This is a genomic window from Bradyrhizobium sp. UFLA05-112 (assembly GCF_053572325.1).
This window is the reverse complement of record NZ_JBANBK010000039.1, coordinates 1-24,007: the sequence shown is the minus strand read 5'-3', so window position 1 is coordinate 24,007 and position 24,007 is coordinate 1. Positions and strand designations below refer to the sequence as shown.

Below are 24,007 nucleotides of genomic sequence, written 5' to 3'. Positions count from 1 at the left end.
CGATCGACACCGGGAGGAAGCAACCTGGCCTTCTCGCGAAGCTGTTTTGCCTCGGTGACGAGGCGTTCCTTAAGGGTGGTTGCGTGAGTGAAACGGAGACGCTTCATTTGCGCTTCTCCATTCCGTTCGAGGAGGCGGGAGCGCAAAAAAGGCGTTCTCATCACCGATCGATGCCAGAGGCCGCGCGGTGATAATTTTTAACGCCCTTCCCAGAGGTTTCGTTCAGAACAGGACGGTGAGCCTCACCCAGTCGAAGGCCCGCCAGGCGTGAACCGGCGGTCCACTTGATCACTGCCTCAGCCGTACCGGTGGCGGCCGACGGTCTGACACTTGCCAAGCTAATGGTGGCGCCGAACTTGCTGGGGGATTTGGTGAAGGGCCGAGTGAGCGCGGTCACAACCAGCGTTGTCTAAGTTTCCGAATCAATCCCCTCATCCGGCAGATGATGCTCATGCCAGACGGCATTGAGAATGCCGAAGCTACACGCGAGACCGACGCCAAGTATCCAGGCGAAGTACCACATCGCGCGTCCTCAATAGTAACTGGCGGAATTTTTCTCAATCAGGCTTGCCGTCATCGTCCCGCGCATCGCCCGGAACACAATCGCAGTGTACGCGAGCACAACTGGAAGAAAGATCAGCGTCGCTAACAACGTCACAAACAAGGTGAGGCGGCTTGAAGAAGCATCCCACACAGTCAGGCTTGCTTCAGGCGCGATATCCGACGGCATGATAAAAGGGAACATGCTCACACCGGCAGTACCGATGATGCCGACGATGCCAAGCGCGCTGGCAACAAACCCCAGCACACGACGCTGCGTTGTAGCCAGCAAGAAAGTAAGAAGCGGTCCAAGGAAGCCAAGAGAAGGAGCGAGGATCATCCAGTGATGCGCCGTGTAGTTAGTGAACCATTGGCCCTGCTTGCGAACGACCGTTTTCAGCAATGGGTTAGAAGGACCGTCCGTCGTCACCACACTGGTAATGGCGTATCCATCAATGCCTAACCATACCCACAGGCCCCCGACGACAAACAAGACGAACGTCGCCAAACTGCCGATCTTCATGGCGTCGCACGCGCGACGTTGCACGGCATTGTCAGTCTTCAGCGCAAGATAGGCGGCACCGTGGGTAGCGAGCATCGCTGCCGACACCAGACCGCACAACAGGCCGAAAGGGTTGAGAAGTTCGAGAAGTCCGCCGCCTTCATAAAGCACCCTCAGATCGTTATCGATGCGAAAGGGAACTCCCTGCAACAAGTTGCCAAATGCCACGCCGAAAACCAGGCTCGGCACAAGGCCTCCCACGAGCAATGCATAATCCCAAAATACGCGCCAGCGCGTGTCGGCGAATCCGTTTCGAAACTTGAATCCAACCGGCCTCAAGATAAGCGACGCGAGCACCAGGAACATCGCGATGTAAAAGCCCGAAAGGGATGCTGCATAGACCGCTGGCCAAGCTGCGAACACGGCGCCCGCACCGAGAATCAGCCAGACTTGATTTCCCTCCCAGAACGGCCCGATAGCGTTGATCGTGATCCGCCTTTCCATGTCGTTTCTCGCAACGTATCGTAGCAGCATTGCCGCCCCGAGATCGTATCCGCCCGTGATGGCGAAACCGATGACCAACAGGCCGAGCAGAAGCCACCAGATGACGCGAAGGGTTTCGTAGTCGAGCGGGATTGTCATGATTTGCCTCTCACTCAGCCAGTACAGGTCTCTGCGCGGACCCTAAGCCCACCGCCTCCACGGGCCCCATGCGAATGTATTTGCGCATCAGAACGATGTCGACGACGAGAAGAGAAGAATAAAACAGAACAAAGCCTGCCAACGTAAACAGGACCTGGGCGGATGATACTGAAGACGCGGCGAGAAATGTCGGAAGCACTCCATCGATTGCCCAGGGTTGGCGTCCATATTCGGCGACGATCCAGCCGAGTTCAGCGGCGATCCAGGGAAGCGGCAACGACCACAGCATCAAACGCAACAGCCATAGGCGCGAGAAATTCCTGTGCGATGCATTCCAGAATATGAGCGCGAACAAGACTATAAAATAGAAGCCCAATCCCACCATGATACGGAAGCTCCAGAACAGTGGACTGATGTTAGGCACCGTGTCTGCCGCAGCTTTCGCAATGGTCGAGGGGTCCGCGGTTCGCGGGTCGGCGACGTGCCGCTTAAGAAGCAGGGCATATCCAAGATCAGATGACTGGTCCCGAAGCTCCTCCGCGGCTTGCCTGTCGCTGCGATTCTGCTTCAGCCGCTCGAGTGCATCGTAGGCGATCAGACCGTTGCGGATTCGGGTTTCGGCGTGCTGCACAAGATCGTTAATTCCGGCGACCTGCTGGTCAAGCGAGCGCGTGGCTATGATGCCGAGAGCCCATGGTATCTTAACGCCATAGCCGACCCGGCTGTTCGCAGTGTCGGGAATCCCGAAGACATAAAATCCCGCCGGCGCTGGCTCGGTTTGCCACATGGCCTCGATGACGGCGAGTTTCATTTTCTGATTCTCTGACAGGGTGTAACCGCTCTCATCCCCAAGAACGACGACGCATAGTGCCGATGCCAGTCCAAATGCCGATGCAACGATGATCGATCGCTTTGCGAACGCGTGGAAGCGGCCGGAGAGTAGATAGTAGGCCGAGATCGCAACAACGAACATTGAACCGGTGACATATCCAGCCCCGACCGTGTGGACAAACTTCGCCTGAGCGACCGGATTGAAAATCAAATCCCAGAATGAACTGAGCTCCATCCGCATGGTGTCGGGGTTGAAAACGGCGCCCACCGGATTCTGCATCCATCCGTTGGCGATTAGTATCCACATGGCCGAGAAGTTCGAGCCGATCGCGACCAACCACGTTACCGCCAGGTGGCCGAGCTTCGGCAAGCGATCCCAACCGAAGAAAAACAGCCCGACAAAAGTCGATTCAAGGAAGAAGGCCATCAACCCTTCGATCGCGAGTGGCACGCCGAATATGTCGCCGACATAGTGTGAGTAATACGCCCAGTTAGTGCCGAACTGAAATTCCATGGTTATTCCAGTGGCCACCCCCATCGCAAAGTTGATCCCGAAAAGCTTGCCCCAGAACATGGTCGCATCACGCCAGATTGTTCGACCCGTCATCACGTATACGCTTTCCATCATGGCAAGCAGTAGCGAGAGACCGAGCGTCAGAGGAGCAAACAGGAAATGATAGAAAGCCGTTGTTGCAAACTGGAGTCGGGCAAGGCCGACAGGATCAAGGTCGAACATCATCGATATCCGTCGCTTTGTTACGGCAGGGACGTAGATGGACCTAACACACGGGCCACGGCGGTAGCGTCAACGACCGGCTTTGTGCTATCCGGAAACATAAAGATCTTCATGCTTACGAGTCCGACTAGCTTGATGACAAGAACGAGCGCAATCGCCCTCGCAAGCGGAGTTTTCGGCCTGGCGCCGGCAGCTAGGAACGCGCTCAACGACGATAGAATCGAGTTCAACTAGAGGCCCTCAATCATATCCGACGCACTCGAATAGCTTGGTGATGTGGTCCGCTACGATGGCGCCGCGTAAGGCTCCGCAGAGCCGATTGTAAGTCACGCCACGGCTTAGCAATGCCGTAAATCCTATACCTATTCTCAATCTCGTGGTTCACGATCAACGTCAATACGGCCCATCCTGCAAGTTTATTCTCCGCGCAAGCGGAGCGCGCTGCATCGCCATCGATCGAGCCTGCGGCCGCCCCGCGACGAGTGGAGAAGTCGGAGGTCACCGCCGATCGTCATTGCGCAGTGCACTCGCACGCCCGCTTCGAAGCACGATCGGAAAGCCGCACCCTCCGCAGCGCTTTGAAAGCCAGTTCCCCTAAAACACGTTTCAAATATCCGGGAACCCGTCTAGGATACAACAATCACTGGATCGGACGTTGCTCGCCGAAGGGGCGGCAAATGGCAGGCAATAGTTCCTCACCGATACCGTCCCACAGCGATGCCGACGTCGACCTGTATGGCGGCATTGTCCTTTGCATCGCCACGATTGCTGCACTCATCGTTGCGAACTCCCCGCTGGGACCGCAATACAGCGCCCTCCTCGCGGCCAAAGGCGAAATAAGGATAGGGTCGATTGGTCTCAGCAAGAGCCTCGAGCACTGGATCAATGACGGTTTGATGGCGATCTTCTTTCTGCTGGTGGCGCTCGAAATAAAGCGCGCGGCGATCGAGGGAGAACTAGCAAGTGTAAAGAAGGCGGCTTTGCCGGTCATTGCCGCGTTGGGCGGCTTCGTCGTCCCGGCCGCCATCTATACCGCCTTAAATTGGGGAGATTCGCAGGCGTTGCGCGGCTGGGCCGTTCCAGTCGCGACTGACATCGCCTTTGCGTTGGGTATTTGCGCGATGCTGGGACGCGCAATTCCTACCTCACTGAAAACGTTCCTGCTCGCCCTCGCGATCATCGATGACCTGATGGCCATCATTGTCATTGCGATTTTTTACACTGCAGACCTGTCGGTAACGGCCCTGGCACTGGGCGGCATAGGCATAGCGGCTCTGGCGGCCCTGAACTTTTTCGACGTGCGCAAGCCGGCGCTCTATGTGGTCGTCGGCGTATTCACCTGGGTATGCGTTCTGAAATCTGGTGTCCATGCCACATTGGCCGGCGTCGCCGTTGGCTTCGCGATGCCCCTTACCAAGTATGATGGACATAGCCTGCTTGAGGATACCGAGCACGCGCTCAAGCCGTGGGTAAGTTTTGCCATCGTCCCTATTTTTGCATTCGCCAATGCGGGAGTTCCGTTGGCGGGCCTGACGTTTTCGAACGTCGCCGCGCCCATCCCGCTCGGTATCATCGCCGGCCTCTTCATTGGCAAGCAGCTTGGTGTCTTTGGCCTGTCGCTACTTGCGATAAAATTGGGTGTTGCTGCGCTGCCGGAGGGTGCGACCACGCTCAAGCTGTATGGGATCGCCGTCTTGACCGGCATCGGATTTACGATGAGCCTGTTCATCGGAACGCTGGCTTACGACGACGAGAGCGTCCTGGCTCAGCTTCGGCTGGGTGTCCTCGCGGCTTCTCTCCTGTCTGGAATAATCGCGGCTTTGCTGCTATCAGCTACGGCACCGGCAAGTGAGTTGAAGCCGGCCAGCGGCAACAGTGCGACCTAGACATTCTCAACACGATCTTTCGCTGCAGAACGTGATCAGACTGCTGGGCGTCTCATTGTTCGGCCTGGCTCGCGACCGGCGCCGCGGTAGCGACCCTGGGGCTGATCGTGGCGAGCTTGTTGGGCGGTCCGACAGCAAGATTTCTTATCGAGCGATGATCTCGCCGTGAGTAAGGCGGGAACTCGCTTCTTAGACGAGAGATGGTGCAGGCCAAATCCCCGTGGCACAATCATGCGAGATAATGCGGCGGAGGATGACGATGGCCCATGAATCTTTTTCCAAAGAGGCATGGCGAAAATTGCCCACCTATGGGCAATTCGAACTTGTCGCGCTCCGGTGCGTCATGTTCCTGGTCGGGACGATCATCGTATACGCGATCATTCTATCCGCCATCAGACTGGCAGCCGACTTTTTGCTCGGTGGATCATTCCTGGAGAAGGCCGCCTTGCAGGATACCTTCGGCTTGGTGCTCACGGTCGTCATCCTGCTCGAATTCAATCATTCGATCTTCGTGGCCTTGACCGAAGGATCTGGCGCCATTCAAACACGAGCTGTCGTTCTCATCGCCATTCTCGTCGTCGCGCGCAAACTCATGCTGCAGGATTTCGTAGCACTGGACTTCCAGACGTTGCTCGGTTTCGGTGGGCTGCTGCTGGCGCTGGGAGGGCTCTATTGGCTCATAGCCGGTGGGAATCGGCGACGTGCGAATGCCGCGCCGAGAGAGTCGTCGGATGCCGCTCCGGAACAACCAAGGTGAAACCACCGGAGAAATGGCGGCCTTGGTAGGCAGCGAAGGGATTTATCGTGTTCGCCGTGTATTACTCGTCTGGAGGAACCAACCCCGATTAGGGCGTAGGTGCATCGTCCATTGCCCGATCCGCGCATCTTGGTGGGGGCACACCGCGCCAGGCCTTCGATCAAATCGAGCTTCTCGACTGGTAGAATCCTCGTCCCTAGCGAGACCTCCGCCCGCCAGGCTGTTCAGCCCGCAGGCACCCGATAGAAGGTTGCGTACAGAACCGGTACCGCGAGCATCGTAATAGCGGTCCCGACGGCAAGCCCCGCCATCACGGTCACGGCAAGGCCAACCCAGAAAACATCGGTCAGCAGCGGGATGACACCAAGCACTGTTGTTGCCGCTGCGAGAAAAACCGGACGTAATCGCGACAGTGCGGCCAGCACGACCGCATCGTATTGCGATTTCCCTATCGCGAGGTTCACGTTCACTTCATCAAGCAGCACGATGGCGTTCTTGATCATCATTCCCGCCAAACTCATGGCGCCAAGCAGCGCGACGAACCCGAATGGCGTACCGGTCGTCAATAGGCCGGCCGTCATTCCGACAATGGCGAACGGAACCGTCAGAGCAATGATCAACGCGGGTTGTACGGCGTTGAACAGGTAGACGATAATTAACAGCATGATCGCCAGCGCCGGGACGATGCCTGGCACCAGCGATTTCTGCGATTTTGTCGAGTTCTCGTATTCGCCGCCCCATTCCATTTTGTAGCCGCGCGGCAAGTCCTTGGCGAGTTCGTCAAATTTCGGCTCGACCGCTTTCATGTAGGTCGGAAGGGTGACCCCGCGGACGGGATTGGCCTGCAGCGTGATGGTTCGCTTGCGGTCGCGGCGCCAAATGACCGGGTCTTCCCAGGTCACCCCGAAGCGATCAACGACCTGATCGATTGGAATGGATTGCGCGGTATTCTCCTGGCGAATCTGCACTCCTCGAAGAGCCGTCACGTCGCCCCCGATCCCCTCCTCCGGCTTGACCCGCAGCACGATCGGCAAGGCCTCGTCCTGCTGATTGAAGACCCCGATGATCCGGCCGTCGAGGGACTGACTGATGCTTCGTACGACGTCTTCACGGCTAACTCCGGCCCATCGGGCTCTGGCGTCATTAAACTCAGGCTCGAACTTCAGCACGCGCTGCTGCCAGTTCGTCTGAAACGCATCGGTTTGCGGCTCGTTTTGAAGGATGGCAGCGCCCCGTGCGGCAAGCGATCGCAGGGTATCGGCGGTCGCCAGCGCGGGGCCGGAAATCCGCACCTCAAACTTCCAGGTTACCCCGGGGCCGAGTGCAAACGGCCGAAACAGGGATGTGGCCTCTGGGTAGGTTTCTCTGAGCCAATTCTCGGTGGAAGCCATCACGGACGCGATGTCACGATAGTCCCTCATATTCACCACCAACTGCGCGTAGTTCGAAGCGTTCGGTTCGGGGTCGACTGGCAGATAGAAGCGTGGCGGGCCGGCCCCGATGAAGCTTGCGACACCCTCGATCCGTTTGTCGCTCAGCAACTTACGCTCGATCCCTTCGAGGTCTTTGCTGACCGCGGCGATGTTCGCACCTTCCGGCAACCGGTAATCGATCAGGAACTTTGGCATCGAGGAGTCCGGAAAGAACAGCTTGGTCACCTGGCCGAAACCCGCGAGCGCGAGGACGAGAATTCCCGCCGCCGTCGCCAGGGTGAGCTCCCGGCGGCGGATGGCCCATTCGAGTACGGCGCGGAAGGCCCTGAACAGACGGCCTCCATAGGGATCGCCGCTTGCTTCGCCGTTTCTGATACGAAGCATCTGGACGCATTGAAGCGGCGTGACCGTGACCGACAGAAGCCAGCTCAAAAGCAATGAAATTCCGACAACCGAGAACAGCGAGGAGCAGTATTCGCCTGCGTTCTCCTTCGAGGCCGCGATCGGATAGAACGCCAGCACCGCGACGATGGTTGCCCCAAGGAGCGCCCAGGCCGGCTGGGTCGCAGCCTCGATCGCGGCTTGCTCGCGCTCCATGCCCTGCTGCATCCGGACCAATGCCCCCTCAGCGACGACGATGGAGTTGTCGACCATCATGCCGAGCGCAATGACAAGGGCTCCCAGCGACATGCGCTGCAGGTCAATTCCAGCGATCGCCATCACCACGAAGGTGCCGAGGATCGTGAGAATGATGCTGGACCCGATGATGAGGCCCATGCGCCAGCCCATGGCAAGCCAGAGTACCGCCAGGACGATGAGAACCGCCTGCGTCAGCGCGACGAAGAAATCGCGCACCGAAGCCTGGACCAGCGCGGATTGCCAGTGAACCCGGTGGACCTCGACCCCAACCGGCAGATCGGCAATCAGCTCGGTCAGCCTTGCATCCACCGCCTTACCCATGTCGACGACGTTCACACCTGGCTGATTGGTGATCGCGACTGCAATCGCCGGTTGGCCGTCATAGCGCATCATGGTCAGGGCCGGTTCACGGTACCCGACATGGACGTCCCCAATGTCCCTAATTCGGATAAGGTCGTCGGTTTGCTGGCGCTGGCCCGTATTTGCAGCGCTTTCAGCAGGTGAAGCCTGGACTAACAGATCAGCGATCGACTCCGGCGATGGAAACTGGCCGGATGGGGTAACCGCGACGCGTTGGCGGCCCAACGTAATCGTTCCGGCAGACGCAACCGTGTTCTGCTGCGCAAGGGTCCTTTGCAGGGTGGTTTCCGAGATACCCAAATGTGAGAGCTGGGCAAGCGTCGAATCCAGATAGATGCGCCGATCCTGCACGCCCCACAGTTCGACCCGCGCCGCACCGGGGACCAGGCTCAGCTCCTTCTTGAGGTTGTCGACATAGCCCTTGAGTTCGGCGTAGCTGAAGCCGTCGCCGGTTATGGCGAGCAGCAATCCATAGACATCGCCGAAATCGTCGCCGACGGCCGATGGACCCGCTCCCTTTGGAAGTTGTGGCGCGACGTCGCCGACCTTGCGGCGTAGTTCGTCCCAGACCTGCGGGACCTCGGCCGACGAATAGGAAGGCTTGATGAATACTTTGACGACCGACAGGCCTTGCCGTGAGAACGACTCCAGGTGCTCAACCTGCTTTAGCTCCTGGAGTTTGGCTTCGATCCGGTCGGTCACGTCCCGCTCGACTTCGGCCGGCGTTGCGCCAGGATAAAGCGTGGAGACGACGGCGACCTTGATGGTGAATGCCGGGTCCTCCAGTTGCCCGAGCTTGAGAAAAGCCCCGACGCCCGCCAGGACGAGAAGCACTACCGTAAAAACGGTAGCCGTTCGATTTTCGAGTGCGAGCTTGGCCATATTCATGGGGAAGATCTTCGCTCAGCGTTCCTGAATTTGGACGGCTTGGCCTTCCTTGAGGCTGTGAACCCCGGCCCGCACGACGAGATCGCCGGGCGATAATCCCTTTTTGATAGTGATGCCACCGACGACAGGCTCGCCCAGCTCAACCTGCCGACGCGAAACGGTGTTGGCTTTTTCGTTCACTGTCCAGACGAAGCTGCCCACGGTGTCATCGACCGAAAAAACCGCCGCCAGCGGGACGACCACTCCCTTCAGTTGATCCGCGATCTGCTGCCCAGGCCGAGCCCGTACTCGGCCGGCCATGCCCGGAACGATGGTCAGCCCGGCAGGCGGCGCCAGCAGAACCTTGACGGCGTAGGTTCGTGTCGTCTGCGACGGCTCCCGTCCGACTTCCGAGACTTCGGCCGGGATCTCAACTCCAGGGAATGCGTCGAACGAGGCTTTGACATCTACGGCGTAGGGGACCAGCGAGATCATCGATTCCGGCACGTTGACGATCATTTCGATCTTTTGCGGATCGATTACGCGCATGACGGACTGCTGTGCCTTGACCTCCTCAAAGACCTCGGCAAAGACAGCGCTTACAACGCCGCTAAACGGAGCGCGCAAAACCGTATATTCCAGGTCGAGCTTTCTTCGTCCTAGCGCGGCCTCAAGGGATTGCACCTCCGCTAGAGCCTGATCCGCGGCAGATTCGCTGCTTTCCAGGCGGGCCTTGGCAACGATGTCTTTCGCAAAGAGTTGGCGATCGCGCTCCAATTGGCCCGCGGCATTTCGATGAGCGGCCCGCGCCCGCTCCAGATTGGCGGTCACAGTATCCACTTCCGCCTGGTAGGGCGCGGGATCGATCGTTGCTACAGTGTCACCTTCCTTGACCTCGTCGCCGACCTTGACGCGGCGCTCCAGAATACGGCCGCCTACACGAAACGAAAGCGCGGCCTCGTTAGCGGACCTTGCCTGACCGGGGAAGGCTCGCCCGGCGAACACGTCGGCATTGACCACGCGCAGGGCAATCACGGGACGCGGCGGTTGGGTGGCCTGTTCAGCGGGCCTTTTGCCACAGCCGACGATCAAAATAGGAAGTATTGTAGCGAGAAGCGACCAAACGAGGCGCCGTGGGCCAAGAACCGCGCCGGTGATGACGAGCATCGCTATCTCCCTCGGCTAACCCTAAATTATTGGACCGACAATTGCTCGCGATTTAGGAGAACTGCCCAAATTGAGCGTCATGATCTGACTGCTTCAACGGTCGCGTCTCAAGAGTTTTCAACTGAAGCTGTTGTCTCCTTCAGAGACACTTGATCGTCATCATCTCCTTTGGTCCCCGCTTGGGAAGCCTGACCTTGGAATGCTCAATTTTTTCAGCGGTATCGACGAAAGAGCTTACGAGTACAGTTGAGACAGCCGCGTCGTTTGTCATTTGGACACTTGCCCCAGGCTTTTCAAAACGCCCATCTATCGACCCAACCCAGTGCGTAAGCAAAGCCACGATACCACGGACACTGACAGGATGCGGCGCAGCAAATGGGGGCGATGCCTGCCAGCGGACTCAGCGCCGCTAACGGGAACACCGGGGCGGATGCCTCCACCAAGCGCTGCTGGACAACCCCCAGGAAACGTCTCAGGATGCAGCGAGCATAACTGGCTTGGGTGTTTGCTGAACTCCTTCGATAGCGAGGTATCAGGCGAGCTAATCGCAAAACTCTCGCTAACTGGTTTCGCGGTCGGAACGGCAGGCTTTTGACCTGGCAACTGCCGTGGAGATTTACGCTCATTGCCAGGCCAAACTCGTGAAATCAGTCAGGCTCGCAAAAGTGAAACATGGGGATGAAACCGCGGAGTATCGCAGCGAACACGGGCATGAGCGTGCTCTCAATTGCATTGGTCACAGTGCTTTCAGGGCCCCTGCACGGGGCCCCTCTTCCAGCCAGTATACCGGAGAAAGTCGGACTCTCGTCCGAGAGGCTACAGCATCTTACCGCAATATTGAAAACCGAGGTCGAGCAAGGCCATCTCCCAGGCGCGGTCATTGCCGTCGCCCGCAAGGGCCAGCTCGCATATTTCGAAGCTCTTGGCTTCCGTGACCCCGGAGCCAGGGAGCCGCTGCCTCGGAACGCCATCTTCTCGATCGCTTCGATGACCAAGCCGATGGTCGCGGTTGCCATCATGATGTTGCTTGACGAAGGCAAGCTATTTCTTTCCGATCCGGTCGGCAAATACCTGCCGCCACTTGCCAACATGCAAGTGGCTGCGATCAAGATCGACGGTGCCGGCAAGAGCACGATCGAAACCGAACCCGCACGGCGGCAGCCCACTATCCTGGACCTGCTGCGCCATACGTCGGGCTTTGTCTATGGCGGATCGACTACCGAGGCAGACGAAATGAGGCCGGTCTCATCCTCCTTCGCTGCTCTCACATACACTGGCCCCGAGCTCATCGCCTTGCTCAGCAAGGCGCCACTGCATCATCAACCCGGCACCGTCTGGGAGTATGGCCTGTCCGTTGACCTGCTTGGTCTGATCGTCGAGGCCGTCTCGGGGAAAACGCTCGGCGCCTTCCTGCAGGAACGTGTCTGGGATCCGCTTGGCATGGTCGACACCAGTTTCAGTATCCCCGACGCAAAAAAAGCGCGCTACGCATTGGCGTTTCCCACCGATCCCCTGACCAACCAGCCACAGAGTGTTTTGCACGCGCTGGGCAAGCCACTGAAATTCGAATGTGGTGGAGGCTGTGCCGTATCAACGGCGATAGACTATCTGCGCTTTGCCCAGATGCTGGCAAACAAGGGCACGCTTGATGGGCAACGCATTCTGTCGCGCAAGACCCTGGAGCTGATGACCAGCGATCAACTCCGCCCCGACGTCCGAGCCAGCACTACCTCGACGGTACTCGCCCAGGGCTACAGTTTCGGTCTCGGTTTTACCATTCGGACCCAAACCGGCCGAGCGTCACTAGCCGGGTCTACGGGTGATTTTGGTTGGGGAGGTGCGTTCGGCACCTACTTCTGGGTCGACCCGCAGGAAGATCTTGCGGTCGTCTTCATGGCGGCGACGCCAAGCGAACTTCGCGCATATTTTCGCGCGCTGGTGAAAAACCTTGTTCTGGCATCGATCGTGGACTGAATTCCCAAAATGCGAGGGTCTTGAGGGGGAAACGATGGTGCGGGATCATGGGCTCGTCGATCTTGCCCTTCAAGGCGGCGGTGCCCATGGGCCGTTCACATGGAGCGCCCCGGATCGCCGTCTTGAGGAGAAGCGCCCTCGGATCGCGGCGATATCCAGCACCTCCGCGCGCGCGACTCCGCTGCGAAACTTTCTTGCCGAGACCGTCAAATTTGAACGGCCTTCCCGTCCGCCAATCAACCCGTTCGTCACGGCAATAAAGGTGCGCACCGGTCGCGAACGCATCTTTCGCAATCCGGAGATCACGGCTGACGTTCTGGTTGCTTCGGCCTGTCTTCCGACAATGTTCAAGCCAACCGCGGAGTAGCCTCGATGGAGATTCGGGCAATCCTGCCGGGCGGCGGCCGCGACCTTCGGCTTGATTTGTTGCGCGGGATCGCCAACTGGGCGATCTTCCTGAATCACATGCCAAACAATGTCGTGAACTGGATCACGACGCGAAATTACGGTTTTAGCGACGCAGCCGACGTGTTTGTCTTCATATCCGGCTATACTGCGGCGTTCGTCTACGCGAAGATGATGCTGGATCGCGGCTTTGTCATCAGTGCAACGCGGCTGTTCAAGCGTGTCTGGCAGCTTTACGTCGCCCACATCGTGCTGTTCGTGATGTATATCGCCGCGATTGCCTTTGTCGCCCAGCGATTCAACAATTCCGACATCATTCATGATTTCAATATCGCGGGTCTCGTCAGCAATCCGATCGAGACGCTAACACAGGGGCTGGTGCTCAAACTCAAACCGGTCAACCTCGACGTCCTGCCCCTCTACATCGTGCTGATGGCGCTGCTGCCGCCGGTATTGTGGCTGATGCTGCGCAGGCCGGACTGGACCATGATTGGCTCACTGCTGTTGTACCTTGTCGCCCGGTGGCTTGGCTGGAATTTGCCGTCCTATCCCGCCGGCGTCTGGTACTTCAATCCATTTGCCTGGCAGCTTCTGTTCGTGTTCGGCGCCTGGTGCGCGCTCGGCGGGTTCAGGGGAAAGCGAGCCGCGATCTTCCAGTCCCCGATCATGCTTTATCTCGCCATTTTCTATTTGCTGTTTGCGCTCGCGATCACAATGGGCAGGCGCTTCCCAGACTTCGGAAACCTGCTGCCCGTGTGGCTGTTTGACGCCTTCCCGAATGATAAGACCAATCTTCCACCGCACCGCTTCTTGCATTTTGTTGCGATCGCCTTTCTCACCACCAGGTTCATGCCGAAGGACTGGCCCGGCCTGCAATGGAAGGTCTTCGTGCCGGTGATCAAATGCGGCCAGCAGTCCCTTGCGGTATTTTGCGTCGGGACGTTCCTTTCCTTCATCGGTTATATTGCGCTCCTGCTGAGCGCGGGATCACTGCTGGCCCAGATCCTTGTGAGCGCGATCGGCATCGCGATCATGACGGGGGTGGCCTATTACATCTCCTGGTCAAAGAAGCAGGACAAGCTTCCAAAGCTGCCCATCGCGTCAGCCGCCGACACTGTCTGAATGCTGACAGCTTGAGAGCGAGTCGTACTTCGGGGGAGGATGCGATACACTTATTTGCCTTGGCCGTGTTGGCCCTTTACGGAGCTTCTCTTCCGTTGTGCCGCTTGTAGTCGCATTGAAAGAGATTGATTGTGCTACAGGACGAACTTGACCGACAGGAAAACCAGTCCAGCGATCCAAGCCGTCTCCGCACACATCAGACAGACCGGTCGCCATCCGGCCGCGAACACCTGCTTGAATGACGTTTTCATGCCGAGGGCCGCGATCGCGGCAACGAGACACCATCGCGAGACATCGTTTGCGAGGTCGACGACGGCGCCGGGAACGAGGCCGCCACTGCGAAGCACGACGAGTGAGGCGAACCCGACCAGGAAAAACGGGAAGGCGGTCTTCCTGCTCGAAGCCCGGGTGGCCCCGCCTCGGAACAGAAGCGGAAGAGCAATCACGATGGGCAGGAGCATCGCAACCCGCAGCAGCTTCACATAGGTTGCAACATCGCCTGCGGCGGGTGAAATCGTGTATCCGGCGCCGACGACTTGCGCGACATCGTGGATCGTGCCGCCCAGGAAGATACCGGCTTGTCCCTCATCGAGGCCGATCGTCTCCACCAGCACCGGATAGAGGATCATCGCAACGGTTGAGAGCGCGGTGACGACGATTACGGTCAGGATCGTGTCGCGCTCATTGTCCTCGTGCTCCGGCAAAGTCAATCCCACCGCAAGCGCCGCCGATGCACCGCAGATCGCGACCGACCCGCCGCTGAGCAGCCCGAACATCGGCCTCAACCCCAGAAGCCGCGCGACCGCAACGCCAAAGGCGATGGTGGAAATTACACCAATTGCAACGATCAGCATCGATCCGATGCCGAGATCGGCGATCTGTGCGACGGTGATGCGGGCGCCGAGCAGCCCAACGCCGATGCGTAACAGGGATTTCGAGCTGAACTCGATGCCGGCGATGCACCTCCCCTCCTCGTGCAAGAAATGGAAGGCCATGCCAAGCAGCAACGCGCAGAGCATCACCGGCGCGTTGTAGTGCTGTGCCAGCCATGTCGCTGCCAGGGCAATCGTCCCGCTTGCAAGCATGCCGGGAAATATCGCGCCTGTAGACGCCCGCAAGTCCGTCGCAGCTGCGGTTAGGCGGTGCCGAGCGACAGACGCGTCGATTTCCTTACACACGTCTGACGTTAGCATTGCTTGCTCGTGGTTTGAGGGAATCCTCGGTTCGTCCGTTATCGGCTGTACTTGGGCGCACGCAGGCCCGGGTCGGGCACAACGTCCATAGTGGACAAGAGCCAGCCGAAACCTGGCGCAGTGCTCGTGGTGCGGTTGAAGTCGCGCCCATTTTTATGCTTGGGTGGATCACGCTCATCCGCCGGCTACGTTTTATGCAGTCATGCCAAACGGCTTGTCGCCGCAGATCGTCACGCGGTGGCCGTAACGCCTGTGCGGCCAGTAATCGAAGATCGCCTGATGCTGGGCGCAGCGATTGTCCCAGAACGCGATCGAATCCTTCTGCCACTTGAACCGACACGAAAGCTTCGGCGTTTCGATGTGCTGAAACAGGAAGGCGAGCAGTGCGTCACTTTCCGTCTGGTTCAATTGCACGATCCGCGTCGTGAACCCGCGATTCACGAATAGCAGTTTTCGACGGGTCGTCGGATGAACGCGTACGACCGGATGCTCAAAGCGCGGAAACTGCATGTCGCTCCCCTCGCCTGGCTTGCGGCCGGAATGCGCTTTCCAGGAGTCGTGGATCGCCGTCATGCCGTCGATCATCTTGCGCAGAGGTTCCGACAGGCTTTCGTATGCCTGATACATGTTGGCGAACATAGTGTCTCCGCCGCCGTCCGGCGGGACTTCGTGGATATAAAGGATTGAGCCCATCGGCGGCTCTTCGTCGCAGGAGACGTCGGAATGCCAGGCTTCGCCGGCGACACGCTTGCTGTTCTCGTCGGCCTTGATGACAAGGATCTCTGGGTGATCGGACAGGCCCTTTGGAGCGTTCGGATGGACGTGGAGCTTACCGAACCGGGCCCCGAATGCCTTGTGCTGATCCACCGTTAGTTTCTGGTCACGAAAGAAGATGACGAGATTTTCTATCAACGCCTGCTGGACCTCGTCAAATTGACGATTGCTCAATTGTCGGGAGAGATCGACGCCGAAAATCTCGGCGCCGATCGTGCGAGTGGTTTTGCGCACCTCAATGGTCTCAAAGGCCATGACCGTTTCTTACCTATTTGTTCGTTCCGGGCTTCCTGGAGAAGACCCCCGCCGGTCTTGCCGGCGAGGGTCTGCGTAGGAGGGCGTCAGGCGGCGATTGCCCGCACCGGGAAGCCGCGCTGGCCAGGCTCGCGGTTCGGCACCATGCCGAGCTTCGCGAGCGTTTCCTCGGTCGAGTTGTACTGCACCCCGATCTGGTAGATGTCGCGCGCCTCCTGCCCAGTCGCGACATCACGGCCGATCTCGCGGGAGATGCGCACCATCTGTTCGATCTGCTGCACGGACGTCATGCGCTCGCCCTTGCGCCGCCAGATGTTGTCCTCGATGCCGACGCGAACGTGCAGTCCCAGAGCGATCGCAACCGTGTTCAGCGGGATGACCGAGCGCATGATCGATTCGATCGTCAGCACCGCCCCATCGGGCGTCCTGCGGATGAATTCCAAAAGATCCGCTGGATGCGTGCCTGAGGCGCCGCCGCCAATGGCGACGTAGTTCAGGTTCAGCGGGCCCTTGTAGAAGCCTCGGCGGATCAGCCGTTCGACGGTTTCGAGCTGTGCAATGTGCCCAAGCATGAATTGCGGCTGGATCCCCGCGGCAGCCAGACGTTTCAGGTGCTCGAAATAGAATTTTGGTCCCGCTTCGAGATACATGTCACGATAGGCCATGTAGAGCGCGGGGTTTGTCAGGGAAGTGCCATCGATGTCCCCGTCCATCATCAGCTCGACGACATTCATCGTCGACGAATTGATCGCGATGGTCACTTGATCTGGCTTGGGCTTTAGCTCGGCCAGCATGTGGCGGGTGTCGTCGCTCAGCCATTTCGCTTCCGAGCCTTCGCCTTCCGGCGCGAATGAGATCGAGCCGCCGACCTGCAGCACCATCTTCGGCACGGCCGTGCGCAGGCGATCCAGCATCTCGTTGAACACACTCAGCCGCTTAGAGCCCTTGCCATCTGCCTCGCGGCAATGCACATGCAGCAACGTTGCGCCGGCATTGTAGCAGTCGACTGCCTTCTGAACCTGCTCGGCAAAGGAAACGGGAATGTCTTCGGGAAAATCGCCCGGAAGCCATTGCGGCCCATAGGGTGCGACCTGGATCACAAGTTTCTGCTGGTTCTCCGGCAGTAGCGAATCGTCAAGAAAGTGCATGATCAGTTCTCCGTTGGTTAGATGTTGCTTGCTTGCGTGTTGCCCTGTTGGGCCTTCCGGGCGGCGAGTTCCTCGACGAGGATCGGCGCGCCGAGACTCATTGAATGGATGCCGAGGGCACTCACCGCCTGAAGGACGGCGAGGATCTCCTCCTTTGTGACGCCGAGTTCGAGCGCCGCGCGGATGTGACGGCGGATACCGGGCGCATACATGTGCGTGCAGGACGCATCGACTGCGATCGCAATCAGCTCCCACGTCTTCTGGTCGAGGACGCCGCGTGCAAATGGCGCCGCCCCCGCTTCCGTGAATTTCTCGGTCCAGACCGGGTCGAGCTCGGCGAAACTATCCCATGCCGGATTCCACGCGCCGGTGGCGCGCAGATGATCGGTGACAGGGGTTCGCGATGGTGTCTTGCGATCGTGCATTTTTCTCTCTCTCTCCAGGGTTTGGTCAGGCTGTTGCTGGCACGGCGCCGGCGATGTCGGCATGAATCTCGAGATTCGCCACCGCCGCGCGGTCGGCCGCATATGAGCGAGATCCGACCACGAGCAGCACCGCGGCGAAGCCGCACGAAATCGGTATGATCGCCATGGCCGTCTGCAGTCCGAATGCATCCGAGAGCCAGCCGCTGACGAGTGGGCCAACTCCGAGACCGAACAAGTTCTGCACGACGGCGACCATCGAGCCTGCGGTCGCTCTCAAAGCGGGATGCACGACATCGATAGCAACTGCAGGAACGGGGCCGGTGGTCGCGCTCATCACGAAGGCACCGAACACGATCGCGCCGATCTGCAACGAGCCAGGATTGAGCGCGCCAAAGGCAAACGCAAAGACGGCGAACGTTACCAGGCAGCACGCGGCCGTCGTTATCATCCGCAATCGCACGTCGCGCCGAGCCAAGCGATCGGCAACACCCGCCCAGAACACAGCGCCGATTGTCGCGCAGATGATCACGCCGGCCGCCGAGATACCGCTGCGATCGGCGGGCAATCCGTAGACGCGATTGAAGAAGCTCGGTAGCCAGGCAAGGATCGTCGACACCGTGACGAGCTGAAGGGCGCCCGCAAAGTAAGCCGCGATGCCGGAGCGCGCACGAAACAGCTCCCGGGCGATGCAACGTGCCCGCAAGATTCCGGCCGGCGAAGCCACGTCGAGTTCGGGCGCCCTGTAGTCGCGCACGAACATGTACAGCACTGCGAGCAGAAGACCGGGTATGCCGACAATCCCGAACGCGGTCTTCCAGCCCCAATGCGTAGCAATCACCCCGCCGAGCACGACCCCAAGCACAGAGCCGAACGATGCTGCCGCCAGAAATCCGCCGATGATGGTGGCACGCATGCGCGTGGGAAACACGCTCGACAAGATGGCGCCAGCTGCCGGGCCGTAGCCGGCTTCACCGACGCCAATGAAGGCGCGAGCGGTGAGTAGGCGCTGATAGGATCCGGCGAAGGCACAGGCGATGGTCGCAAGGCTCCAGACCGTCGCCATGACGACGACACCCTTCACGCGGCTCCAATTGTCGACCAAGAGCGAAAGCGGCAATGTGCCGACTGCGATGGTCACGGAGACAATCGAGATCAGTGCACCGAGTTCGCCGTCGGTGAGCGACCATTCTGCCTTCAGATAGGGAAACATCGACACCACGATCTGGCGGTCGATGAAATCGAAGGTCATTAGCAGGAACGAGAGCGCAAAGGCGAACCAGGCCTGCGGCTTTGGCACCAGATAGCCGTGCTCACTTTGGGCAGCTTCCGGCACGCGCATTGCGATGATCCCTTCTTGACGCGCTTCCGCTGATCAGTCGTTGCTATCGTTCTCTGGATCACCCGATATCCGATGCCCGAAAACACGTTTGACGATTCCCGACATTGATTTTACATTTCACGACGCGCCTGCAATTTGGCGTGTCGCGGCTGTCAGGCCGCCTCAAGGTGCTAGAACATCCCGCCATTGGGGCTGATGATCTGTCCGACCAGGTAGTGGCCGTCTGCTCCGAGATAGAGCGCAAGCGACGCATATTCCTCAGGTGTTCCGAGCCGACCGAGCGGAACGAGTTGGAAGAATTGCTTGCGCTTCGCCTCCCCTATTGCGTTCAGGTAGGCGTCAAACGTCTCGGTGTGAACGCCACCCGGAGCGATCGCATTGACGAAGATATTCGCGCCCGCGACTTCCGCTGCGACTGAGCGCGTGAACGCTACGACTGCCCCTTTGCTGGCAGAATAGTGCGGGCTGTGGGCGCTGAAGCTGGAGAGGCCCGCAATCGAAGCGACGTTGATGATCTTACCGTCCCGTTGCGGCTCCATGCGGCGCAGCGCTTCGCGCGTGCAGTAGAATACGCCGTTCACGTTGACATCCCAGAAGCGAGACCATTCCTCGTCGGTCATCGAACTCGTAAAACCGAGCGATTGTCGGGGCATCGGGGTAGTCAAGTAGGCGTAGTGCCTGTTGCGCCTGGCCGTGTCTTCCGGCCGTGACGGTACCATGGCCGCGTTGTTCACCAGCACATGCACCGTACCAAAGCGCGAACAGGCGCGTTCGAACATGGCCGCGACCATCGCACTTGACGAGACGTCGCAGCGGACACTAAAACATTCGGCTCCCGCCGCCTCGATCGCACAGGCGGTCTCCGCCAATGATTTCTCATTGATATCGCAGATGGCTAGCCGCGCGCCGGCTCGCGCATAGGCCAGCGCGATTGCTCTTCCGAGGCCGGCGGCTGCACCCGTGACCACAGCAATCTTGCCATTTAGAACCATTGCTTTGCTCCGCTTCACGATGCCGAATTGTCGTTGGAGCTTAGTCTGGCCAAAAAGATTGGTTTGACGATACGCGACAGCGGTTTTACATTTCGCGACACTCTGTCGAGTATCTGCGATGGCCGACCTGATCCGCGCCGCCTGTCTGACGCATTACGCCGACGTCGCGCGGTCCGTCGGAATCGATCCCGCGAAGATGCTGCGAAGCGTGGGATTGCCCGCGAGAGGCCTGGCTGACCCCGACATCAGGATCCCAAGTGGTAGCGTACGCCGCCTCCTGGAAGCGACCGCGGCCGCGTCAGGGACCGACGATTTCGGGCTGCGACTGGCAGAGCGGGGCGGACTTTCGAATTTAGGCCCGGTTGCCCTGGTAGCCCGCGAGCAACCCACTGTCGGCGCGGCCCTGGAAGCTCTCGGACGCTATATTCACATTCACAATGAATCGGTTCGCCTGCGCATCGAACGACATGCCGATCTCGCTGTCATCGCGCCGCTGCTGTTGCTGGGACGCCCCGTGCCGGCGCGTCAGTCAGCCGAGCTGCTCGTGGGCGTGACCTATCGCATCCTCAGCGCCTTCCTGGGGTCCGGATGGCGACCGCTCGATGTTCACTTCGCCCATCCCGCCCCGCGCCATCGCGAGACGTACCGACGCTTCTTCAACTGCAATGTCGCCTTCGGTGCCGAGTTCGACGCGATCATCTGCCCGGCTACCGATATCGATCGGCCGATGGCGGCGGCAGATGCGTCGATGGCGCGGTACGCGCAGAGCTATGTTGATTCTATTGCCGAACGATCTTTGACCATCGACGGAAAGATACAAGAATTGATCGTTGCTCTCCTGCCCACGGGCCGTTGTTCGCTGGACAGGGTTGCTCAGCATCTGGGCTGCGATGCTCGGACAGTGCAACGCTGGCTCGCGGAACATGGGAAGAGTTTTTCCGAGATGCTCGACGCCCAGCGGGCCGAAATGGTGGTTCGCCTCATCGAAGATCGAAATCGATCGCTACCGGCAGTCGCCGAGCTGCTCGGCTTCTCCGCGCAAAGTGCGCTCGCGCGCTGGTTTAAAGAACGCTTTGGGTGCAACATCACACAATGGCGGGCCAGTCATCTGCGGCGGCCGTCTTTGGGCAAAGCCGATCATTTGTAAAGACGCACGACTTACGCGACAGTCCGAGGTCGACGGCCTGCTCTTGAGCAAATCGACGCTCTGTGTTGCTAGGAGGGGCGCAGGTAATTTTGGGCACAAACCCGCCGGGCACGCTTTGCGCCTGTCAGCCCTTTGTCGCGCCGCTTCCTGCGATACCATCAAAGGTCACGCACGGTTTGATTTCATCAAGGATACTCTTGATGATCTTGGCGCAGCGACCGCATTTCGCGGCGCAGCCAAGTGAGGCGTAGATTCGTCGCATAGGTGGCCGTTGCTCCGCACTTGCAACGCACCTGACATGCGCGTCGCTAAAAACGTTGCAAGAGCAGACGATCATCGCGTTCCTCCTAAGCGAACAGGCGCACAACGATTAAAGCGAACAGCAAGCAGCTCAGTACTCCGCTCCACGCGGCGACCAAACCGAACAACGCTGCGCGAGACATCTCGGCGCCGTTTGGGCGAAGACTGGGTCTGCGCCAGACTGGATCAACGAAACAATCGGATGCAAAGCGAGGCCACATCGGTCGTCCGATGAGATGACTGTGCAGCGCTGGTGATAGCGCGTCTCCGTCTCGAGCGTCACTGTGCTCGCTCTGGTCCACTCCGGGCAGACGCAACGTCATTAACCGCTCGGCGTTTGCGTTAACAGTTGTCGTTGCGCCATCCCGATGTACCCAACTCCAAAAGCGTTCGTCTGACGATTCACGACGTGGATTTTACATTTTACGACTCGATTGGACGTCCCCTAGCCTCGCGCGGCGCCAAGCGGCCGATCCTGGAACTGGATGGCTGCTCGTCGGGCGCAAGAAGGACCAAACTCGTGTTTCCATAGAGGCGAATGGAGAGAGCGCAGTTACCTGCGTGAACAGACGGCAAGCGCTTCGGGACAATATCCGGCGACGGCGCTGCTTAGCTGCATCGACTCGCGCGCGCCAGCTGACGGCCGGACCTTTTGTAACTCAGTGCGCCAAGCCAACGAGCAAGGCCCCGGCCTCCTTCAAGTCCCTCGTATCGAAACCCTCCGTGAACCAGGCATGAACCGGCGAGAGCAGATCGCGCGCCTCGGTGCTTTTGCCTTGGTCGCGCCAGAGCCGCGCAAGGTCAAGCGCCGCACGCAACTCCCAGAACTTGGCGCTCTGTCGCTGCGCCACTTCGATCGCGTGGCGATAGCTCTCCTCTGCCGCAGCGTGCTCGTTCATGGACAGCAGTAGCGTCCCGCGCAGCCGATGCATTTCGGCCTCAACCCAGCGCTCATGAGTCGTCTCAACCAGGCAGGCGACCTCAGCAAGCCGATCTAGCCCTTCTTGCGGCTGGCCTGCCAGCCCGTAAGCTTCCCCGAGCGTCAACAGAAAGAATGGAATCATCAATTTGCGCCCGCCTGCGCGGCACACTGTCAGCCCTTCAAGGAGCAGCGGGACGCCCACCTCCGCTTGCCCCAAGCTCGCCAGACACCAACCACGCATGATGTTCCCGATCGCCAGCGAGTCGCGGAAGCCGTGCTGATCCGAGATGGCCACTACCTCTTGCGCCGACTCGAGGATGGTCCGGGCTGATTGAGCCCCCTCGATGGCCCAATCGCCATACCAGGCCTGGCGTAATGCGAAAGCCCGCATGAAAGGCGAGAGCCGTTCGGCGTCGGCCAGGCTCTGGTCCCGCCGCGAACGTGCCTGGTCGAGATGACCGAGGCAGGTCAACGCGCGCGAAAAATGGCTCATCGCTCCAACGTATGGATCCTCGGCGGTCGGCGCGAAGGCTCGATACTTCGGGTCCCACAAGGAGAATGCACTCTCCATGAAACGGCAGACGTCGGTGAACTTGGCAAGGTAGAAGCAGATGCTTCCGTTAATCTGCGTGCCGAAACATTCCCACATCGTGTCGTTTCCGACCCCACCCAGGCGACGCAGCTCCTCGGCGTGGCATTCCGCTTGGTCGAGCTCGCCGCGGACGACGCGAAACAAATACTGGCCATACAGAACCTGTCCCAATTGCGCAGGCCGATTTAGTTGCTCACAGAGGCCACGTGCACGAGCATAGACCTCACCCGTCTCCGGCGCGGCCAAGCCCTTGGTCGTCTCGAGCGCGTGTCCCAGCGCGATCTGCAGGTCAAGCTCTAGCTCCTGGCGCACAGCGTCGTCGGGAAGGCCAGCCAGAGCGTCAAGGCCCTTTCGGAGTTGTGCCCCCGCTTCGATCATTGTCGCCCGCGCAATGGCCTGCTTGCCCGCCTTGAGGTAGTAACCGACCGCCTTCTCGACCAAGCCCGCCTCCGCGCAATGCTGCGCCAATCGCTCGGGCTGCGTCTCCGCGACTTCTGGAAACTGCCGCTCCAAAGTCGCAGCGATCCGGCCATGCAGCTGCTGCCGTCGGGCGTGCAGCAAGGTGCCATAGGCCGCATCCTGTACCAGTGCATGCTTGAAGGTGTATTCCGCATCGGGAGGAGTCCCGCGCCGAAAAATCAATTCGGCGTGCTCGAGCTGGGCCAAGGCGTCGTCCAGTTTCGGCTGCGGCATGGGCGCGAGAGCGCTGATCAGCGCATGTGAGAACTGGCGTCCAAGCGCCGCTCCGATCTGCGCCACTTCGCGCACTGGCGCGAGGCGATCGAGCCGGGCCAGAAGAGAGGCGTTCAGCGACGTCGGGATCGCCAGCGCCGGCAACGGTCCCGCCAGCGTGTAGCGGTCGCCGGCGTCGGTGAGCACACCACTCTCGACCACGGCCTTGGTCAGCTCCTCAAGGAACAGCGGGACGCCGTCGGTGCGGGCCAGGATCTGCTGCAACACCCCACTTGGCAGCGCCTTGCCGCCCGTAACCTTCGAGATCAACGATGCTCCGTCGTCTCGGCCGATGCGCCCGAGCGCGATGTTGCTCAGATGCGCGTA

General features: G+C 59.6%; 18 protein-coding genes and 1 pseudogene. 6 read left to right on the top strand and 13 right to left on the bottom strand.

Going from position 1 to position 24,007, the window contains the following annotated elements; translation table 11 throughout:
* Positions 1-409 precede the first annotated feature (409 nt).
* From cydX to cydP, 4 genes are read right to left on the bottom strand one after another with little or no spacing between them, the layout of a single operon-like run.
* Entirely contained in the window at positions 410-523 is a 114-nt protein-coding gene (gene cydX / locus SO180_RS22435; RefSeq protein ID WP_449381010.1) for a cytochrome bd-I oxidase subunit CydX, read from the bottom strand.
* A gap of 9 nt (positions 524-532) precedes the next feature.
* The gene (cydB, locus tag SO180_RS22430) at positions 533-1,684 is read right to left on the bottom strand and encodes a cytochrome d ubiquinol oxidase subunit II (protein ID WP_449381009.1); all 1,152 of its coding nucleotides are present in this window, start codon (positions 1,682-1,684) and stop codon (positions 533-535) included.
* 10 nt (positions 1,685-1,694) lie between these two features.
* On the bottom strand, positions 1,695-3,251 hold the full coding sequence (locus SO180_RS22425; RefSeq protein WP_449381008.1) for a cytochrome ubiquinol oxidase subunit I: 1,557 nt from the start codon (positions 3,249-3,251) through the stop codon (positions 1,695-1,697).
* A gap of 20 nt (positions 3,252-3,271) precedes the next feature.
* Positions 3,272-3,460, bottom strand: a complete 189-nt coding sequence (gene cydP, locus SO180_RS22420; protein ID WP_449381047.1) for a cytochrome oxidase putative small subunit CydP — start codon at positions 3,458-3,460, stop codon at positions 3,272-3,274.
* A 468-nt stretch (positions 3,461-3,928) separates the two neighbouring features.
* Between cydP and nhaA the strand changes: the two genes are divergently transcribed.
* Entirely contained in the window at positions 3,929-5,137 is a 1,209-nt protein-coding gene (nhaA, locus tag SO180_RS22415) for a Na+/H+ antiporter NhaA (RefSeq protein WP_449381007.1), read from the top strand.
* A 259-nt stretch (positions 5,138-5,396) separates the two neighbouring features.
* The gene (locus SO180_RS22410; protein WP_449381006.1) at positions 5,397-5,894 is read left to right on the top strand and encodes a phosphate-starvation-inducible PsiE family protein; all 498 of its coding nucleotides are present in this window, start codon (positions 5,397-5,399) and stop codon (positions 5,892-5,894) included.
* 224 nt (positions 5,895-6,118) lie between these two features.
* On the opposite strand, the gene SO180_RS22405 is transcribed toward SO180_RS22410, so the two are convergent.
* A complete protein-coding gene (locus tag SO180_RS22405) occupies positions 6,119-9,214 on the bottom strand; it encodes an efflux RND transporter permease subunit (protein WP_449381005.1) in 3,096 nt (1,031 codons plus the stop codon).
* A 15-nt stretch (positions 9,215-9,229) separates the two neighbouring features.
* Positions 9,230-10,360 carry an efflux RND transporter periplasmic adaptor subunit gene (locus SO180_RS22400; RefSeq protein WP_449381004.1) on the bottom strand — a complete coding sequence of 377 codons (1,131 nt, stop codon included), beginning with the start codon at positions 10,358-10,360 and terminating at the stop codon, positions 9,230-9,232.
* A gap of 711 nt (positions 10,361-11,071) precedes the next feature.
* On the opposite strand from SO180_RS22400, the gene SO180_RS22395 reads away from it, so the two are divergent.
* The 3 genes and pseudogenes from SO180_RS22395 to SO180_RS22385 all read left to right on the top strand — a co-directional run bounded on the left by SO180_RS22395 (position 11,072) and on the right by SO180_RS22385 (position 13,861).
* Positions 11,072-12,334 carry a serine hydrolase domain-containing protein gene (locus SO180_RS22395; protein ID WP_449381003.1) on the top strand — a complete coding sequence of 421 codons (1,263 nt, stop codon included), beginning with the start codon at positions 11,072-11,074 and terminating at the stop codon, positions 12,332-12,334.
* A 34-nt stretch (positions 12,335-12,368) separates the two neighbouring features.
* Positions 12,369-12,686, top strand: a pseudogene (locus SO180_RS22390) (patatin-like phospholipase family protein); the annotation flags it as partial.
* A gap of 20 nt (positions 12,687-12,706) precedes the next feature.
* The gene (locus SO180_RS22385; protein WP_449381002.1) at positions 12,707-13,861 is read left to right on the top strand and encodes an OpgC domain-containing protein; all 1,155 of its coding nucleotides are present in this window, start codon (positions 12,707-12,709) and stop codon (positions 13,859-13,861) included.
* 134 nt (positions 13,862-13,995) lie between these two features.
* On the opposite strand, the gene SO180_RS22380 is transcribed toward SO180_RS22385, so the two are convergent.
* The 6 genes from SO180_RS22380 to SO180_RS22355 all read right to left on the bottom strand — a co-directional run bounded on the left by SO180_RS22380 (position 13,996) and on the right by SO180_RS22355 (position 20,005).
* The gene (locus tag SO180_RS22380) at positions 13,996-14,946 is read right to left on the bottom strand and encodes a YeiH family protein (RefSeq protein ID WP_449381001.1); all 951 of its coding nucleotides are present in this window, start codon (positions 14,944-14,946) and stop codon (positions 13,996-13,998) included.
* A 300-nt stretch (positions 14,947-15,246) separates the two neighbouring features.
* On the bottom strand, positions 15,247-16,083 hold the full coding sequence (locus tag SO180_RS22375; protein WP_449381000.1) for a TauD/TfdA dioxygenase family protein: 837 nt from the start codon (positions 16,081-16,083) through the stop codon (positions 15,247-15,249).
* 86 nt (positions 16,084-16,169) lie between these two features.
* Entirely contained in the window at positions 16,170-17,231 is a 1,062-nt protein-coding gene (locus SO180_RS22370) for a beta-keto acid cleavage family enzyme (RefSeq protein ID WP_449380999.1), read from the bottom strand.
* 17 nt (positions 17,232-17,248) lie between these two features.
* Positions 17,249-17,656, bottom strand: a complete 408-nt coding sequence (locus SO180_RS22365; protein ID WP_449380998.1) for a carboxymuconolactone decarboxylase family protein — start codon at positions 17,654-17,656, stop codon at positions 17,249-17,251.
* A gap of 25 nt (positions 17,657-17,681) precedes the next feature.
* Positions 17,682-18,995, bottom strand: coding sequence for an MFS transporter (locus SO180_RS22360; protein ID WP_449380997.1), 1,314 nt, complete (start codon positions 18,993-18,995; stop codon positions 17,682-17,684).
* A 170-nt stretch (positions 18,996-19,165) separates the two neighbouring features.
* On the bottom strand, positions 19,166-20,005 hold the full coding sequence (locus tag SO180_RS22355; RefSeq protein ID WP_449380996.1) for an SDR family NAD(P)-dependent oxidoreductase: 840 nt from the start codon (positions 20,003-20,005) through the stop codon (positions 19,166-19,168).
* Between the two features lie 100 nt (positions 20,006-20,105).
* Here SO180_RS22355 and SO180_RS22350 point away from each other — a divergent pair, with 100 nt between their 5' ends.
* Positions 20,106-21,134, top strand: a complete 1,029-nt coding sequence (locus SO180_RS22350) for an AraC family transcriptional regulator (protein WP_449380995.1) — start codon at positions 20,106-20,108, stop codon at positions 21,132-21,134.
* A 959-nt stretch (positions 21,135-22,093) separates the two neighbouring features.
* Here SO180_RS22350 and SO180_RS22345 read toward each other — a convergent pair.
* The coding region (locus tag SO180_RS22345) for an ATP-binding protein (protein ID WP_449380994.1) at positions 22,094-24,007 on the bottom strand (1,914 nt) is incomplete at its 5' end.

Excerpts from the sequence above, each read along its gene's own strand:
- SO180_RS22395 (WP_449381003.1), top strand. The coding sequence starts at position 11,072 with ATGAGCGTGCTCTCAATTGCATTGGTCACAGTGCTTTCAGGGCCCCTG.
- SO180_RS22375 (WP_449381000.1), bottom strand. The coding sequence starts at position 16,083 with ATGGCCTTTGAGACCATTGAGGTGCGCAAAACCACTCGCACGATCGGC.
- SO180_RS22365 (WP_449380998.1), bottom strand. The coding sequence starts at position 17,656 with ATGCACGATCGCAAGACACCATCGCGAACCCCTGTCACCGATCATCTG.
- cydX (WP_449381010.1), bottom strand. The coding sequence starts at position 523 with ATGTGGTACTTCGCCTGGATACTTGGCGTCGGTCTCGCGTGTAGCTTC.
- nhaA (WP_449381007.1), top strand. The coding sequence starts at position 3,929 with ATGGCAGGCAATAGTTCCTCACCGATACCGTCCCACAGCGATGCCGAC.
- SO180_RS22370 (WP_449380999.1), bottom strand. The coding sequence starts at position 17,231 with ATGCACTTTCTTGACGATTCGCTACTGCCGGAGAACCAGCAGAAACTT.
- SO180_RS22400 (WP_449381004.1), bottom strand. The coding sequence starts at position 10,360 with ATGCTCGTCATCACCGGCGCGGTTCTTGGCCCACGGCGCCTCGTTTGG.
- SO180_RS22410 (WP_449381006.1), top strand. The coding sequence starts at position 5,397 with ATGGCCCATGAATCTTTTTCCAAAGAGGCATGGCGAAAATTGCCCACC.
- SO180_RS22360 (WP_449380997.1), bottom strand. The coding sequence starts at position 18,995 with ATGCGCGTGCCGGAAGCTGCCCAAAGTGAGCACGGCTATCTGGTGCCA.
- SO180_RS22405 (WP_449381005.1), bottom strand. The coding sequence starts at position 9,214 with ATGAATATGGCCAAGCTCGCACTCGAAAATCGAACGGCTACCGTTTTT.
- SO180_RS22385 (WP_449381002.1), top strand. The coding sequence starts at position 12,707 with ATGGAGATTCGGGCAATCCTGCCGGGCGGCGGCCGCGACCTTCGGCTT.
- SO180_RS22380 (WP_449381001.1), bottom strand. The coding sequence starts at position 14,946 with ATGCTTGCAAGCGGGACGATTGCCCTGGCAGCGACATGGCTGGCACAG.
- SO180_RS22350 (WP_449380995.1), top strand. The coding sequence starts at position 20,106 with ATGGCCGACCTGATCCGCGCCGCCTGTCTGACGCATTACGCCGACGTC.
- cydB (WP_449381009.1), bottom strand. The coding sequence starts at position 1,684 with ATGACAATCCCGCTCGACTACGAAACCCTTCGCGTCATCTGGTGGCTT.
- SO180_RS22425 (WP_449381008.1), bottom strand. The coding sequence starts at position 3,251 with ATGTTCGACCTTGATCCTGTCGGCCTTGCCCGACTCCAGTTTGCAACA.